The organism is Rhodococcus sp. MEB064 (assembly GCF_000834565.1).
In the GTDB taxonomy this organism is placed as follows: Bacteria; Actinomycetota; Actinomycetes; order Mycobacteriales; family Mycobacteriaceae; genus Rhodococcoides.
On sequence record NZ_JXQS01000015.1, the window covers coordinates 1 to 15,808 of the forward strand.

Consider the following 15,808-nt stretch of genomic DNA (forward strand, 5'->3'; position numbering starts at 1 on the left):
AAGAGCGTCGTGCGGTTCCGGGAGGCCAGCTCGATCATCGCGCGGTGCAGCTCGGGGTCGATGTCGAACGAGTGCAGTCCACCGCTCAGCGACGACCGCGTCGGGCGCGCCCTGTCGAGCGGCAGCGGGAGCAGATCCGGTGCATCGCGCAGCGTCTCGACCCAGTACCGCTCCTGCTGGGCGATCAACGACGTGGGGTCGTCCTCGGAGCCGAGCACCTCGCGCTGCCACAGCGTGTAGTCGGTGTACTGCACCGGAAGTGGCGTCCAGGTGGGCGCGTAGAAGGCGATGCGGGCGCTGTAGGCGGCCATGAGGTCGCGGGCCAGCGGCGTGAGCGAGGCACCGTCGGACGAGATGTGATGCACGACGATGGCCAGCACGTGATGCGTCTCGTCGATCTGGAAGAGCCTGCCCACCAACGGAACGTGCTCGGTCACCTGGAACGTCGTCATCGCGAACGACAACAGTGCCGTGGGCAGGTCCTCCGCGGTGACGGGCACGGGAGTCAGATCGGGAACGACGGCTTCCGGATCGTGGACCACCTGCACCGGGCCGTCCTGCGTGTCGGGGTACGACGTGCGCAGCGCCTCGTGACGGTCGACGACGTCCATGATCGCGACCTGCAGGGCGGCGATGTCGAGGTCACCCTCGAGTCGCAGCGCCAGCGGAATGTTGTAGGCCACAGACGACGGATCGAACTGGTTGAGGAACCACATGCGGCGCTGCGCGGGCGACAGCGGGACGGGGCCGGTGCGTTCGCGACGCACCAGCGGTGCCCGCGACACGCCGTGCCCGCCCTGCTGCAGACGGGACGCGAGCGACTCCACGGTGGGGGCCTCGAACAGGGTGCGGACCGAGACCTGGGTGCCCAGCGCCGCGCCGAGCCGCGATACCGCGCGCGTCGCGATCAGTGAATTGCCGCCGAGCGCGAAGAAGTCGTCGTCCAGACCGACCTTCTCCACACCCATCAGCTGGGTGAAGACGGAGGCGACGATCTCCTCGACAACGGTTGTCGGAGCCCGGAACTCGCGAGTGGCGAGGACCGGTTCCGGCAGACGGCGGTGGTCGATCTTGCCGTTGACCGTGACCGGCAGCTGGTCGAGCACGACGACTGCCGACGGGATCATGTGGGACGGAAGTTGGTGCGATGCATGGCGCAGCAGCTCGGTGTGATCCAGCGAGACCCCGGGCCGCAACACCACGTACGCGGCGAGGACGGTGGCACCGGATGCCTGACGGTGCGCGACGGTGACGGACGTCCGGACGCTCGGATGGGTCGCCAGTACTGCGTCGATCTCACCGAGCTCGATGCGGAAGCCACGGATCTTGACCTGCGAATCGGCGCGTCCGACGTAGACGATGTCGCCGTCGTCGGTCCACCGCACCAGGTCACCGGTGCGGTACATGCGGCCGCCCGGCTCCGCCCACGGGCCGGCCACGAACCGTGTCGACGTGAGCCCGACGCGGTTGGCGTACCCACGTGCCAGGTCGACGCCCGCGAGGTAGAGCTCACCCACGACGCCGATCGGGACGGGACGGAGCCTGTTGTCCAGCACGACCTGCCGGGTGCCACGGATGGGTGATCCGATGGTGACGGGGGCACCGGGTTCGAGAGGGGCGGAGATCGACCCGATCATCGTGGTCTCGGTGGGGCCGTATGCATTCCGGAGCGCGGTGCGCGGTGTCCAGCGGGCGGCGACCTCCGACGGCAGCGCCTCGCCGGCGCTGATGATGCTCTCGATCTGCTCGAGACCGTCCGGGTCCAACGACCCCAACGCGGCGGGCGTGATGACCACGTGCGTGACGTTCTTCTCACGGATGTAGTCCGCGAGTTCCTCGCCGCCGAACACGCCGGACGGAGCCAGTGCCAGCGTGGTGCCCGCGGAGAGCGCCATGAGCTGCTCGAAGATGGACGCGTCGAAGCTCGGTGATGCCACGCCGAGGATCACCGAGTCGGACGAGACCCCGTAGGACACCGTCATCTCGCCGATGATGTTGGAGAGTCCGTCGTGGCCGACGACCACGCCCTTGGGCAGTCCCGTCGAGCCCGACGTGTAGATCATCCAGGCAGCGGTGAAGGGGCGGATCGGGGTGGAGCGGTCGGCATCGGTGATCCGCGCCGGAGAGCAGACCTCGAGATCTCCGCACAGCTCCGGATCGTCGATGACCAGCCATTCGACGGTGTCGGGGAGCGAGTCCACGTGCCGACGCGTCGTCACACCGACGCGGGCTCCCGAGTCGCCCAGCATGTGCACGATGCGGTCGAGCGGATACGCGGGATCGATCGGGAGGAACGCGCCACCGGAGGCGACGATCGACCACGTCGCGTGGATCATCTCGACCGAACGGCCGAGTGCCACCGCGACGACACTTTCCGGGCCCACTCCGCGCGAGGTGAGCAACCTGGCGAAACGGTTCGAGCGAGCGTCCAGTTCGGCGTACGTGACCGACTCCGAGCCGCACGTGACGGCGACACGGTCGGGTGCGGAATCGACTGCGCGCGCGATGATCTCGGCGAAGGTGATCTGCGGGAAGCTCTCGGCTCCCAGCGCCGGGACGATGCGTTCACGCTCGTCCTCGGTGAGCAGATCGAGCGATCCGATCGGCGCATCCGGGGACGCCTCGATCAGCGCATCGAGGAAGGTGACGAACCGTGCGCGGTGCGCGTTCAGCCGCTCCTGTGTGTAACGCAACGGGTTGGCCTCGAAGTCGATTCGCAGTTCGCGGCCGTCGGCACCCGGGTAGATGTTGAGCGCGAGGTCCTCGACGGGACCGGTGGTCAGAACGTTGTACGACCCGTGCATGTCGCCGAGGCGCAGATCGTCGTGGAACAACATGATGTTGATGGACGGGCCGAACAGTCCACGCTGGGTGACGGATTCACCGCTGTCGCGGCGGATGTCCTCGTGCCGATACCGCTGACGGCGCAACGCCCCGGTCAGCTCGAGCTGGGCACGCGACGCGGACTCGGCGACCGTGCAACTGGGAGGCAGCGCGATACGCAGCGGGACGACGTTGGACACCATGCCGCCGGAGCGCCGCATCACGGCGGTGGTGCGCGCGGAGACGGGCAGGCTCAGCACGGCGTCCTCGGTGCCGGTCATCCGGGCGACGAAGGCGGCGAACGCGGCCACGACGAAGGGTGCCGACGCGGTGCCGAGCTCGGTCACGCGGGCGTCCAGCCGCTCGGCGAGGTCCTCCGACACGTATCCGCCGGCGATCAGGGCGGGCGAGGTGGGCGGCGCCGTGATCGGCGAGAGCGACGGCGGGTCGGGCAGGCTGCGGACCTTCTCCGCCCAGTAGGCGCCGTCCTTCTCGAAGCGCTCGGAGGAGCGGTACTTCGCATCGTCCTCGTACAGGTTGTGCAGATCGACCGCCTTCGACGGTTCGACCTCCACGCCGTCGACAGCGGCCGAGTAGAGCGCGGCCGTGCGCTGGATCATCGTCATCGCGCCGAACCCGTCGAGAGCGACGTGGTGGATGCGGGAGTACCAGAACCAGCGCTTGTCGGACAGCTGCAGGACGTGCGAGACGACGAGTCGATCCACCAGCATGTCCACGGGCGCGCTGTACTCGCGCGTCATCCAGGCCATGGCCGCGGCCTCGGGGTCGTCCTCCGACCGCAGATCGAGGTAGGAGACGTGGTCGTCGATGCTCAGGTCGACGTACTGGAACGGCTCGCCGTCGACCTCGGTCAGACGGAGGTAGCCCGATCCGAACTCCCGACCGGCGCGATCGAGCGCGTCGTTCAACAGCTGGAGGTCGAGCTCACCGTTCAGCTCGACGTAGTGCGCGATCGCGATGGGGACGTCGCCCGCCAACTGCTGCGCGAACCAGATTCCTCGTTGGGCACCGGAGAGAGGGAAAGCCCCCTCCGGAAGCGTCGACTCGACCTGTCCGGGTTCGGTGCCCTCGGCACTGTCCGGGCGTGCATCGTCGCCGCCCGAGCGCGAATCGTCGTCCACGTTCTACTCCCCGTGTTCTCTCGTGACACCGCGAACGATCGCGTGGTCCCAGCTGTCCGAGCCGACCGTCGTCGACGGTCCGTTCGGTGCGATTCCCCCGTTTCGCCCCGAACACTCGGTACTGCTGCCGTTGATTCTGTCGCTGCACCCCGCGTCTGCACTCCGGTATCCACTCGTGACGCCGGCGCCGAAGAGCGCGTCGTCGCGGGACAGGGACATGCAGTACCCATGCGCCACACCTGTGAGTAGTGACGATGATCCGGCGAGGTTGATAGTGATCCCTTCGTTTGTCAGGCAGCCTTCCATGCTAGTTGACGCAGACGGGTGCATCCGAATTCGTGTCGCGGCACCGAAGCTCGGACCGCATGTCAGAGGGGGTGAACCGCTGGAAAACAACGCTCGGAACGGTCCGTCTACCCGCTTCTGCGGCGTTTCCACGACCTCGCGTGCGCAGCATTCGCGCTCCTGCGAACGGGAAGTTCTCCTGGACCGTGACCACGCTTCGACACTACCGCCGGGTAGGGACACCGCGCCGTCGCGCGAAGGTCAGTGTCCCCGGTGCGTGACGCGCCCGCCGCTGACGGTGAGGACGACGGGGACGGCGCGCAGGTCCGCATTGGACACCACGTACGGCGACTCGGCGAGCACCACCAGGTCGGCCGGTGAACCGATCGACACACCCGACCGGCCACCCGACGCCGCCGCCAGCGCGACGTCCATCGGTACTGCTTCCGCCGGTGTCCAGGACGGCCGCCCGTCGTCGGTGCGGAAGACGGCGTCGGCGATCGCCGAGCGCGGGTCGGGCGGCGACACCGGCGCGTCGGACCCGAACTGCAGTCTCGCGCCGTGCGAGTGCAGCGAACCGTAGGGATAGGCCCGTGAGCGTCGGCCACGCCACAACGTGTCGGCGACGTCGCGGTCGGTGACCGCGTGCTGCGGCTGGACCGACGCGACGACACCGAGTTCGGCGAACCTGTCGAGATCCTCCGGACGCACCTGCTGGGCGTGCTCCACGCGTCCACCGACCGGGGGATGGAGCCCCGCCGCCGCGGAGTCCCGCACCGTCTCGAACGCATCGAGAACGACAGTGTTCGCGCGATCCCCGATCGCGTGGACCGCCGACGCGATGTGGCCGGCGGCGGCGCGGGTCATCAACCGAACCAGCTCCTCGTGATCGACCAGCAGCAGACCGTGCGATTCCTCCTCGTCGACCGAGTCGGGGTAGGCGTCGTGACAGCAGGCGGTCCTGGTGTTCAGCGATCCGTCCGCCATGATCTTGAGCGGCCCCATCCGCAGCCCACCGCCGGTGTCCGGTGCGACGTCACCCGTGCGATGTCCCGCCGCGAGCGTCTGCTCGAGCCACGTGGGCCATGTCGACGCACTGACCCGCACCGCGGGCTCACGGGCCGCGAACCGTCGCGTCCACGCCGTGATGTTGTCGTCGAACTCGAAGTCGAGCACTTCGGTCACACCCCGCGCCGCCAGATCCACGGTCCCGTCGCAGATGTAGCCGTCGAGCACGTCGCTCCCGACCCGAGCGTCGATCGCACTCCCCATCGCGATGGCCTCGTGGTCGCGGAAGACTCCGGTCGGGTGGTCGACACCGAGCTCGGACATCATCGCGGGGGACAACCACACCGTGTGCAGGTCCATGCTGGTCACCGCGACAGGGACACCCGGGAGCGCCGACTCCAGCAGGTCCTTGTGCGGCGTGTCCGTCCACAGCGCGCCCCGGAACCCCTGCGCACGAACATCTCCCGTGGCACCCGACGCCACCAGCAGGTCCACGAGGTGACGCGCCCCGGTGGCCGCGCCGACGTCGAGACGGCGCCGCGCGAGAGCCCACTGCGCCATGTGCACGTGCCCGTCGACGAAGCCCGGCAGAAGCACACCACCGCGACCGTCGACCACCTCCTCCCCCGTGATCGACGGCAGTCGCTCGCCGGGTCGAGAGATCTCGGTGACCGTGTCACCGGTCATACGGACGTCCGACAGGGTGTCCCGCGCGGGATCGACCCGCACACGCTGAACAAGCACGCCCGGAACTCTAGTCAGGTCAGTTCGCGAGACGAATCCTTCAGATCGACACCCGACCGTCCGAGCGTGCGTGCTCCCGCCACCAGCGACGCCGTCACCCTCGCGGCATGGTCGTAGTGCATGCCGCCGGGTGGGTGGATGTTCGAGATGCAGTTGCGCTCGGAGTCGTTGCGCCCGGGCTTCGGACCGTGCGTCAGGTAGATGCCGAGGCTGTCCGCGACCGAGAGTCCCGGCCGTTCACCGATGACGACGATGAGCGTCGACACGCCCAGTGCTGCTCCGACATGGTCGCCCAGCGCGACCCGCGCCTGGGTGGCGATCACCGGAGGTGCGATCGTGAACGTGCCCAGCGAGTCCTTCAGCGCAGCGAGCAATCCTGCGCCGTGATCCATCAGTGCCCGCGGGGACAGACCGTCGCACAACACGATTCCGATGTCCGCGTCGACCGTGTCGACACCGGACAGGTCCTCGGGTTGCCGCCCCAGATCGGGACGACGCAGGTACTCGCTGCGGGTGGACGCCTTGCTGGACACGACCACCGGATCACCGAGTCCGACCGCGGCGATCTCCCGAGCGAAGCTGTCGGTGTCGAGCGGCATGTGGACCGCGTCCCGCGCCGCGGCGTGGGCGGCACGGAACTCGAGCACCCGCGTCGTCGGCAGCGCGTCGCCCGCCCGGCCGAGTCCGATGCGCGCCTGCGTCGTCACACGGAGGTCGGTCCAGAAGTCCGGTGTGCTCATGCCGGCGTCGTCAATGCTCGAAGGGGTGAGGTGGATGCGTCGATGGGCAGGACCCGCCCCGCGTCGTCGGTCATCCCCAGCCTGTGCATCCACGCCTCGAACTCGGGAGCGGGCTTGAGGCCCAACACCTGTCGAACATAGAGGGCGTCGTGGAAGGACAGGCTCTGGTAGCCGAGCATGATGTCGTCGGCACCGGGCACGGCGATGACGAAGGCGGCGCCCGCGGCGCCGAGCAGCGTCAACAGGGTGTCCATGTCGTCCTGGTCCGCTTCGGCATGGTTGGTGTAACAGACGTCGACACCCATGGGGAGGCCCAGGATCTTGCCGCAGAAGTGATCCTCGAGGCCGGCGCGGATGATCTGCTTGCCGTCGTAGAGGTACTCGGGTCCGATGAAGCCCACCACCGTGTTGACCAACAGCGGATCGAGCGCCCTGGCCAACCCGTACGCGCGGGTCTCGAGGGTCTGTTGATCGACGGGCTTGCCGCCGGCACCGAAGTGCGAGTTGGCGGACAGCGCCGATCCCTGGCCCGTCTCCAGGTACATGACGTTGTTTCCGACGGTGCCGCGGTTCAACGACTTTCCCGCCTCGTTCGCCTCCAGGAGCATCGGCACCGTGACCCCGAAACTGGAGTTGGCACCCTCGGTTCCGGCGATGGACTGGAACACGAGATCCACCGGGACACCCTTGCCGATCAGGTCCACGGTGGTGGTGACGTGGGAGAGCACACACGACTGCACCGGAATCTCGAAACGCTGCCGGATCTCGTCGAGCAGGTACAGCAGATCGGCTGTCGCAGCGGGTGAGTCGGTGGCCGGGTTGATACCGATGACGGCGTCGCCCGAGCCCATGAGCAGACCGTCCAGGGTGGCTGCAGCGATACCGTGCGGGTCGTCCGTCGGATGGTTGGGCTGCAGCCTCGTTGCCATCGTGCCGGGCAGGCCGATAGTGGTGCGGAACGCGGAGATCACCGTCGCCGCCTTCGCCACCGCGATCAGATCCTGGTTGCGCATGATCTTGCTCGTCGCGGCCACCATCTCCGGGGTGAGGCCCGGCGCGACGTCCCGCAGTGTCCGGGCGCTGTCGGGTTCCGCTGCGACCGTGAGCAACCAGTCGCGCAGGCCACCCACCGTCAGGTGCGAGACCGCGTCGAACGCCTGCGCGTCATGGCTGTCGATGATGAGACGGGTGACCTCGTCGCTCTCGTACGGCACCACCTGCTCGTCCAGGAACGTCTGGAGCGGGAGATCCGCCAGAACCCACGCGGCGGCGGCACGTTCGGCATCAGACTCCGCCGCGCATCCCGCGAGCTGATCGCCCGATCGCGCCGGCGTGGCCTTCGCCATCACCTCGACGAGTCCGTGAAAGGTGTACGTGGTTCCCGAGATCTGCCGGTGGTAGGTACTCACCCGAGTTCGTCCTCGGCGGCGGCGAGCGCCGCGAACTCCTCGTCCGGAGAATTGGCCACCAGGTGGTGGCGGCTGTAGACGCCGAAGTAGACCATGAAGAGCGCGAACACGACCAGGCACCACAGCGCCGCCTGACTGTCCACGAGGAACGTCGCGATCACGGCGAAGGCGGCGATGACGAGCGCGAATCCGGTCGTGACCGTGCCGCCCGGGGTGCGGTACGGACGCGGCATGTCGGGCTCGCGGCGACGGAGCACGATGTGGCTCACCATCATCAGAACGTAGCTCAGCGCTGCCCCGAAGACGGCCATGTTCAACAACATCGAGCCCTTGCCGGTGAACGTCAGGGCGAAGCCGATGATGCCGGGCACGATCAGCGCCAGCGTCGGCGCCTTCCGGCTGTTGACCACCGACATCGACTTCGGCAGGTAGCCGGCGCGGCTCAGCGCGAACAGCTGCCGGGAGTAGGCGTACATGATGGAGAAGAAGCTGGCGATCAGACCTGCGAGGCCGATGTAGTTGACCACCGTCGCGGCGCCGCTGTCCCCCAGCGCCTCCACCAACGGGTTGCCCGACGCCTGCATCGCGTCGGCACCGCCGGCGCCCGTCACGAGGATCAGCATCGCGGTCGCGGTGACCAGCAGAACTGCCATCGCCGCGATGATGCCGCGCGGGACGTTGCGCGCCGGATCCTTCGCTTCCTCGGCAGCGAGCGGCACTCCCTCGATCGCGAGGAAGAACCAGATGGCGAACGGTACGGCGGCCCAGATCCCCAGGTAGCCCATCGGCAGGAAGCTCGACGCGCCCGCGGCGTCCGTCGGGGCGATGTCGGTGAGGTTGGAGGCGTCGAACTGGAAGATCGCGGCGACCGCGAAGATCACGAGGCCTACGAGGGCGATGCCGGTGATGACGAACATGACCTTCAGCGCCTCGCCCACACCGGCGAGGTGTACGCCGATGAAGATGGCGTAGACGGCGAGGTACACCCACCACCCGTCGGTGATCCCGAACAGGCCGAGCGACTCGACGTACGCACCGATGAACGTCGCGATGGCCGCGGGGGCGATCGCGTACTCGATGAGAATGGCTGTGCCGGTGGCGAACCCACCCCACGGTCCGAGCGCGCGCCGGGCGAACGTGTACCCGCCGCCCGCGGCCGGGAGCGCCGACGACATCTCCGCCATCCCCAGCACCATCGCCAGGTACATGCCCGCGATGAGGATCCCCGCGATGAGCAGACCACCGAACCCGCCCTGCTCGAGCCCGAAGTTCCACCCCGAGTAGTCACCCGAGATGACATAGCTGACGCCCAGCCCCGCCAGCAGCACCCACCCCGCACTGCCGGTCTTGAGCGTGCGCTTGGCCAGGTAGTCGGACGATTCTGCCTGAGAATCGGACGCTACGGGGCGCGGTTCCTTCACGGCCATGGGTGAGCCTCTTTCGGAGTGTGGGCGGGTGGTGAGGTGAGGCTAGGACTGCCGTGTTGCGGGGACGTTGCGATTGTTTTTCCACTGGACGGTGCGCTGACCCGCGGGAACCGCGGCTGCGCGCACCCGGCGGAACCAGGAGTGCCGACGCATCCGTCCAACGCCTGTGATCGATCGACTTCTCGCGCTCCACGACGGTGTCATCACCGCGAAGCAAGCTCACGACGCCGGGGTGAGCCAGGACGCGATCGATCGACGCGTCCGAGCCGGCAGATGGCGTCGCGTCACGCGAGGCGTCTACGTCGCCTGTGACAGACCGTGGACGGATGCCGCCCGTGTGCGGTGCGCCGCGTACTGGGCCGGCGACGGGGCCGTGGTGACATCGGTCAGTGCCGCGTACTGGCACGGACTCGTTTCGGTTGCACCACGCATCGTCGATGTCACGGTCCCGCGCGGAGGACGGAGTAGGGCACCGTCGGGTGTTCGGGTGCGGCGCCGGAACCTCGACCCCGCCGATGTGGTGGCGATCCGCGGAATCCGCGTCACAGCCTCGGGTCTCACGGTTCTCGAAGCGTCCGAGGAGATGGGGATGGGCATCGTCGACGTCGCCCTGCGTGGGCGGATGTCGCCGTCCGTGCTCCGGCGCGCACACGATCGGAACCCTCGGCGACGTGGCGCCCCCGCGGCCGAGAAGCTTCTCGTAGCAGCGGAAGAAGGAACTCGGTCGGAGGCCGAGCGCCTCTTCGTCGCCGTGATGCGCAACGGCCGCATCACGGGGTTCCTGGTCAACTTTCCGTGGCGCGGCTACGTGCTGGACTTCGTGTTTCTCGACGAACGCGTCTGCATCGAGATCGACGGCTGGGCCTTCCATTCGGACCCCACCGCCTTTCACCGAGACCGAACTCGGCAGAACGTCGTCGTTCAGGAGTGGACGGTGCTGCGATACACGTGGCGCGACCTCACACAGAGACCCGACGAGGTGATCGCCGAAGTCCGAGCGACGCTCGGACGGTGCGCTGAACCGCGGTAATCGCGGCTCAGCGCACCCGACTCAACCCTGTATCGCCATCCCTGGCACCGGGCAGGCGTCCGCGGCCTCGGCGACGACGATCGACTCGGTGGGGACGGGCGGACGAGCACCCTCCTCCCACTGCGCACCGGTGAGGGGGTCTTGCGCCTCGAGTTCCGCGTTCTCCTCGGGGGTGTAGGCGCGGCCACGACTGAGAAACCGCAGCCCCTCCGGCGTCTCGAGGGAGAAGCCGCTACCACGGCCCGGCACCACGTCGAGCACCATCTGGGTGTGCTTCCACGCCTGGAACTGCGACCCCGAGATCCACACGGGAACCAGGTCGCTGCCGGTCGGGAGGTCGTCGGCGACGGTGCCGACCTCCGCCCGCAGATCGAGGATGCCGAGCAGGACGTCGCGGTCACCGACGATGAATTCGCCTGCGGGATAACACATCGGCGACGACCCGTCACAGCATCCACCGCTCTGATGCATCATCAGGGCGCCGTGGAGACCGCCGAGGCGACGGAGAAGCTCCATCGCCCCGGCGGTTGCTTTGAGCCTCGGGAGCATCAGAAGAAGCCCTGAGCCTTCGGGGCGTAGCTCACCAGCAGGTTCTTGGTCTGCTGGTAGTGGTCGAGCATCATCTTGTGGTTCTCGCGGCCGATGCCGGACTGCTTGTAGCCACCGAAAGCCGCGTGGGCCGGGTACTGGTGGTAGGTGTTGGTCCACACGCGACCGGCCTGGATGTCGCGGCCGGCCCGGTAGGCGACGCCGCCGTCACGGGACCAGACACCGGCGCCGAGGCCGTAGAGCGTGTCGTTCGCGATCTCGATGGCGTTGGCGTAGTCGGTGAAGGAGGTGACCGAGACGACGGGTCCGAAGATCTCCTCCTGGAAGATGCGCATGTTGTTCTTGCCGGTGAAGATGGTGGGCTGCACGTAGTAGCCACCGTTGAGGTCACCGCCGAGTTCTGCGCGCTCACCGCCGGTGACGATCTTGGCGCCCTCACCCTTGCCGATTTCGATGTACGACAGGATCTTCTCGAGCTGGTCGTTCGAGGCCTGCGCACCGATCATCGTCTCGGTGTCCAGCGGATCACCCTGGCGCACAGCCTTCGTGCGGATCGCGGCCAGTGCGAGAAAGTCGTCGTAGATGTCCTCCTGGATCAGCGAACGCGACGGGCAGGTGCAGACCTCGCCCTGGTTGAGGGCGAACATCGTGAAGCCCTCGAGTGCCTTGTCCTGGTAGTCGTCGTTCTGCGACAGCACGTCGGAGAAGAAGATGTTGGGGCTCTTGCCGCCGAGCTCGAGCGTCACCGGGATGAGGTTCTGCGAGGCGTACTGCATGATCAGGCGCCCGGTCGTGGTCTCACCGGTGAACGCGATCTTCTTGATGCGGGGGCTCGACGCCAGCGGCTTGCCGGCCTCGGTGCCGAACCCGTTGACGATGTTGAGCACGCCCGGAGGCAGCAGGTCACCGATGACGCTGATCAGGTACATGATCGACGCGGGAGTCTGCTCGGCCGGCTTGAGGACGACGGCATTGCCGGCGGCGAGTGCGGGCGCGAGCTTCCACACGGCCATGAGAATCGGGAAGTTCCAGGGGATGATCTGGCCGACGACGCCGAGGGGCTCGTGGAAGTGGTACGCCACGGTGTCACTGTCGATCTCGGACAGCGAACCTTCCTGCGCGCGAATGCATCCGGCGAAGTAGCGGAAGTGGTCGATCGCGAGCGGGATGTCGGCGTTCAGCGTCTCGCGGATCGGCTTGCCGTTGTCCCAGGCCTCGGCGAGTGCGATGGAGTCGAGGTTCTCCGCGATGCGGTCGGCGATCTTGTTCAGGATGACGGCGCGCTCGGCGGGCGAGGTCTTGCCCCATGCCGGCGCTGCCTTGTGCGCGGCGTCCAGAGCGAGGTCGATGTCCTCGGCCGTGGACCGGGCGATCTCGCAGAAGTTCTGGCCCGTGACGGGAGTCGGGTTCTCGAAGTACTGGCCCTTGACCGGCGCGACCCACTCGTTGCCGATCCAGTTGTCGTAACGGCTCTCGAATGACATGGCGGCATCGGGTGTACCCGGGCGAGCGTAGACAGTCATCGAACGTGCTCCTTCATCGGTGATACGCCCCCGAGTGATCGGGGGCTGTGATGCGGAACACTAGAACGCGGACAGTTGCAACTACGTTGCGTCAGCGACCCAGCAGCGCGAGACGGGCCTGCACCTGCGAGAACAGCACGGAGGACGGGTCGAGAGTGCGGAGATAGGCCGACCACGCCGTGGCATCCTCGCGGCCGTGTACCGACGCAGTCCAGCGCGCGAGCAGTACCGGGTCGCCCGACCGCAGCAGCGCCGCCTGCACGCGCACCCGCAACTCCTCGCGGATCTCCTCGATTCCCGGTGCGTAGGAGGACGGCAGCACGACGCCGACGTACGAGCGCAGCGCGGAGTCGACGTCGCCGCGATCGAGCGCTGCGCGGACGTCCTCGACGTCGGACGCGAGTTCGGCGACCAGGCGGTACGGGCGAGAGGCGAGCCCGTCGGCACCGAAAACCTTGCGGAGGCGGGACATCTCGGCGCGGACGGTCACCGAGTCCAGGTCGTTCTCGTCGAGGAGTACGGCGAGGTGGTCCGAGCTGAGACCTTCCGGGTGCGCATGCAGGAGCAGCAACATCTCGGCGTGACGGCCGGACAGCGTGATCCGCTCTCCCCCGCGCACCAGGGCCGGCCTCCCGGAGCCCAGTACCTCCAGGCGCAGTCGCGTGTCGATGCCGTTACGCGGCGACTCGAGCAGATGCAGGCGCAGCTCCGACTCGGCCGCGGCGACGGTTGCACGCACGAGGGAGAGCACCTCGGGAACGGCGACGCGGGGGCCGCCGGTGATGTCGATGGCGCCGAGGATGCGACCCGTGACGGGGTGGTGCACGGGAGCGGCACTGCAGCTCCACTCGTGCGCGGGACGCGAGAAGTGCTCGGCGGCGAAGATCTGCACACAGTGGTCGATGGCCAGCGCGGTGCCGGGAGCATTGGTGCCCATCCGGCTCTCGCTCCAGTCGGCGCCCTCGGTGAAATTCATGACGTTCGCGCGATCCTTCGCGGCGGAGTCGCCCTCCACCCACAGCAGGCGTCCCGACGCGTCGGTGATGGCCACGAGCAGACCGGTGTCCGCAGCATCCTCGACGAGCAGTTTCCGGACGACGGGCCGGATGACCGACATGGGGTGGTCGGCGCGGTACTGCGCCAGCGTGACGTCGTCGAGGAGGTTGTCGGCACCGCGATCCGGGTCGACTCCCATGTCACGGCTGCGGTGCCACGAGTCGAGGACGACGGAACGGACCGGGTCGTCGGAGTCGGAGGGGCGACGCAGCGGGTGCCCGACGAACGTTTCGTGGGCGCGGGAGACGGACCGGGCGAGTGTCGCGGCATCGTCGCCGTTCCGCATGGCGACCCAGGGACTGAGCGTCATGCCCGTCCCCGTTCGCGCCGACCAGCACTCACCTGTTCACCCGACTTCTCTTCCTGGAGGATGTGAGGTCCACTGTAACTCAGCTCACACTCCGCTCGGTGGGGCCTCGATCACCCGAGCCGGGGAACCAGCGCGCGGGCGTCCCGGTTCGACACCGCGCCCATCCACAGTCCTGTGCCGTACGCGACGTCGTCGATCCTCTTGTACGCGGAGTACCGCAGTGGCCCCAGCCCGCCGGGCTCGCGATGCTCGGCCCAGTCGCGGACGCCCTCGGCCATCGCGACGGCCATCGCGAGCCGCCGGATCCGCCGCGAGCACAGCACGGCGAGCACCGTGACAGGCCAGTAGTGACGCACCGCGGCGGACGCCAACTGCCACGCCCCACCGACGAACCCACGAGCGGCGAAGACTGCTGCCAGACGGGTCGGGTGATCGAGACCGACGAACAGTCGACGCAGCCGCACGATCGTGACGGCGAGAGTGGCGACCGCGCCGAGCAGTCCCGTGCGGGTTCCCGACGCGGTCAGCAGCAGGGCCAGCAGAGTGGTGCGCGACATCGCGACGGGGGGAACCTTGCCGCGGTGTCGAGCTGCCAGCGCGGTAGCACCGGTTCCGTAGAAGAGCTTGCGGCCGAACCACTCTCGGAGGGTGACACGGTGATCGTGGGCGACGCGCGCGACCGGTTCGTACCGCAGCCGCCATCCCGCGTCCTGGAGGCGCCAGCACAGGTCGACGTCCTCGGCGACGTGCATCGCCTCGTCGAAACCGTGCGAGTCGAGGATGGCGCGCCGACGCACGACGACGGCCGCGCTGGGAACGTAGGACACGGGGCCACCCGCCGACACCGGTGCCTCGCGGCGCCCGAGATCCAGCGACGACCGGGATCGTTCGTAGCGCGCGAGAGCACTGCCTTCCGGTTCGAGCGCGACGATGCGGGGCGCGACCAAGCCGACCGACGGATCGGAGAAATGACTGAGCACGACCTCGAGCCATCCCTTGCGTGGAACCACATCCGAGTCGAGGAATGCGACGAAGTCGGTCGTGGCGGCGGCCAGGCCCGTGTTGCGCGCAGCGGACGGCCCACGCGACATCTCGTGTCGGATGATCGTCACCGCCGCGCACAGATCGGTGCCCGCAGTCTCGGGCAGTCGAACCGGCACCGAGGACCCGTCGTCGACGACGACCACGCGCAGACCGCGCAGAGCCCGGACGAGTCGGAGCAGACCCTCGTGGTTGTTGCGGACCGGCACGACCACCGTGACATCGGCGGCCGACGGCGTGCTCATCGGCCGGGGGTTCGCGACACCGGAATCGAGGAGGCGCCGAGCCACCGTGGCGGAGTCGGGATCGGAGACGCGGAGGAACCCGTCGCCGATCATCGCGGCCGCCGCGGGAGCGAGTGTGATCATCCGGGTCGGCGAGCCGCCGATGAGGACCCGACCGCCCGAGAGGGTCCGTACCCGTGGGTCGATACGCACTCCGAATCCATCGGGTAGACGACCGTCGCGCATCGGGTCATCGTAAGGGGCGCCATCGGTATTTGTCATAAGTCGGCCACTATCGGCGGTGAACCCGATCGTCGACGCAGATCACGTGGCGCCGGCCCGGGATCGGGCTGTCCCCCGAATGACCGACACCGACGCAGGAACGGTATCGACGACACGTCCGTGGACGCGCAGGAGTATCGCCGCATGTCTCGACTCTCAAGCGAGACATGAGGTTCGCGCCGAACAAGCCCCGGGGTCGGCGGCCGTGACGACCT

At 68.1% G+C, this 15,808-nt stretch carries 10 protein-coding genes; 1 reads left to right on the top strand and 9 read right to left on the bottom strand.

The features are described 5' to 3' along the window. The 5 genes from RU01_RS07820 to eat form a co-directional block, all read right to left on the bottom strand. The coding region (locus RU01_RS07820) for a non-ribosomal peptide synthetase (protein WP_042573983.1) at window positions 1-3,965 on the bottom strand (3,965 nt) is incomplete at its 3' end. A 546-nt stretch (window positions 3,966-4,511) separates the two neighbouring features. After that, the gene (locus RU01_RS07830; protein ID WP_042573985.1) at window positions 4,512-6,002 is read right to left on the bottom strand and encodes an amidohydrolase; all 1,491 of its coding nucleotides are present in this window, start codon (window positions 6,000-6,002) and stop codon (window positions 4,512-4,514) included. A gap of 14 nt (window positions 6,003-6,016) precedes the next feature. Then, complete coding sequence (eutC, locus tag RU01_RS07835; RefSeq protein WP_042573986.1) at window positions 6,017-6,742, bottom strand: ethanolamine ammonia-lyase subunit EutC; 726 nt, start codon at window positions 6,740-6,742, stop codon at window positions 6,017-6,019. Then, complete coding sequence (locus tag RU01_RS07840; RefSeq protein WP_042573987.1) at window positions 6,739-8,151, bottom strand: ethanolamine ammonia-lyase subunit EutB; 1,413 nt, start codon at window positions 8,149-8,151, stop codon at window positions 6,739-6,741. Before RU01_RS07840 ends, eutC begins: the two co-directional genes overlap by 4 nt. Further along, complete coding sequence (gene eat / locus RU01_RS07845; protein ID WP_027504632.1) at window positions 8,148-9,578, bottom strand: ethanolamine permease; 1,431 nt, start codon at window positions 9,576-9,578, stop codon at window positions 8,148-8,150. Before eat ends, RU01_RS07840 begins: the two co-directional genes overlap by 4 nt. Window positions 9,579-9,744: 166 nt before the next feature. On the opposite strand from eat, the gene RU01_RS07850 reads away from it, so the two are divergent. Beyond that, window positions 9,745-10,608, top strand: a complete 864-nt coding sequence (locus tag RU01_RS07850; protein ID WP_042573988.1) for a type IV toxin-antitoxin system AbiEi family antitoxin domain-containing protein — start codon at window positions 9,745-9,747, stop codon at window positions 10,606-10,608. Between the two features lie 21 nt (window positions 10,609-10,629). Here the strand turns inward: RU01_RS07850 and RU01_RS07855 are convergent, their stop codons facing one another. The 4 genes from RU01_RS07855 to mftF form a co-directional block, all read right to left on the bottom strand. Then, the gene (locus tag RU01_RS07855) at window positions 10,630-11,124 is read right to left on the bottom strand and encodes a DUF779 domain-containing protein (RefSeq protein WP_042573989.1); all 495 of its coding nucleotides are present in this window, start codon (window positions 11,122-11,124) and stop codon (window positions 10,630-10,632) included. Window positions 11,125-11,156: 32 nt separating this feature from the next. Further along, the gene (gene adh, locus RU01_RS07860; protein WP_042573990.1) at window positions 11,157-12,680 is read right to left on the bottom strand and encodes an aldehyde dehydrogenase; all 1,524 of its coding nucleotides are present in this window, start codon (window positions 12,678-12,680) and stop codon (window positions 11,157-11,159) included. 91 nt (window positions 12,681-12,771) lie between these two features. After that, a complete protein-coding gene (locus RU01_RS07865) occupies window positions 12,772-14,046 on the bottom strand; it encodes a helix-turn-helix domain-containing protein (RefSeq protein WP_042573991.1) in 1,275 nt (424 codons plus the stop codon). Window positions 14,047-14,156: 110 nt separating this feature from the next. Continuing rightward, window positions 14,157-15,557: a mycofactocin biosynthesis glycosyltransferase MftF gene (gene mftF, locus RU01_RS07870; protein ID WP_042573992.1), complete on the bottom strand. Its 1,401-nt coding sequence runs from the start codon at window positions 15,555-15,557 to the stop codon at window positions 14,157-14,159. Window positions 15,558-15,808 lie beyond the last annotated feature (251 nt).

Excerpts from the sequence above, each read along its gene's own strand:
- eutC (WP_042573986.1), bottom strand. The coding sequence starts at position 6,742 with ATGAGCACACCGGACTTCTGGACCGACCTCCGTGTGACGACGCAGGCG.
- eat (WP_027504632.1), bottom strand. The coding sequence starts at position 9,578 with ATGGCCGTGAAGGAACCGCGCCCCGTAGCGTCCGATTCTCAGGCAGAA.
- RU01_RS07855 (WP_042573989.1), bottom strand. The coding sequence starts at position 11,124 with ATGGAGCTTCTCCGTCGCCTCGGCGGTCTCCACGGCGCCCTGATGATG.
- adh (WP_042573990.1), bottom strand. The coding sequence starts at position 12,680 with ATGACTGTCTACGCTCGCCCGGGTACACCCGATGCCGCCATGTCATTC.
- RU01_RS07865 (WP_042573991.1), bottom strand. The coding sequence starts at position 14,046 with ATGACGCTCAGTCCCTGGGTCGCCATGCGGAACGGCGACGATGCCGCG.
- mftF (WP_042573992.1), bottom strand. The coding sequence starts at position 15,557 with ATGCGCGACGGTCGTCTACCCGATGGATTCGGAGTGCGTATCGACCCA.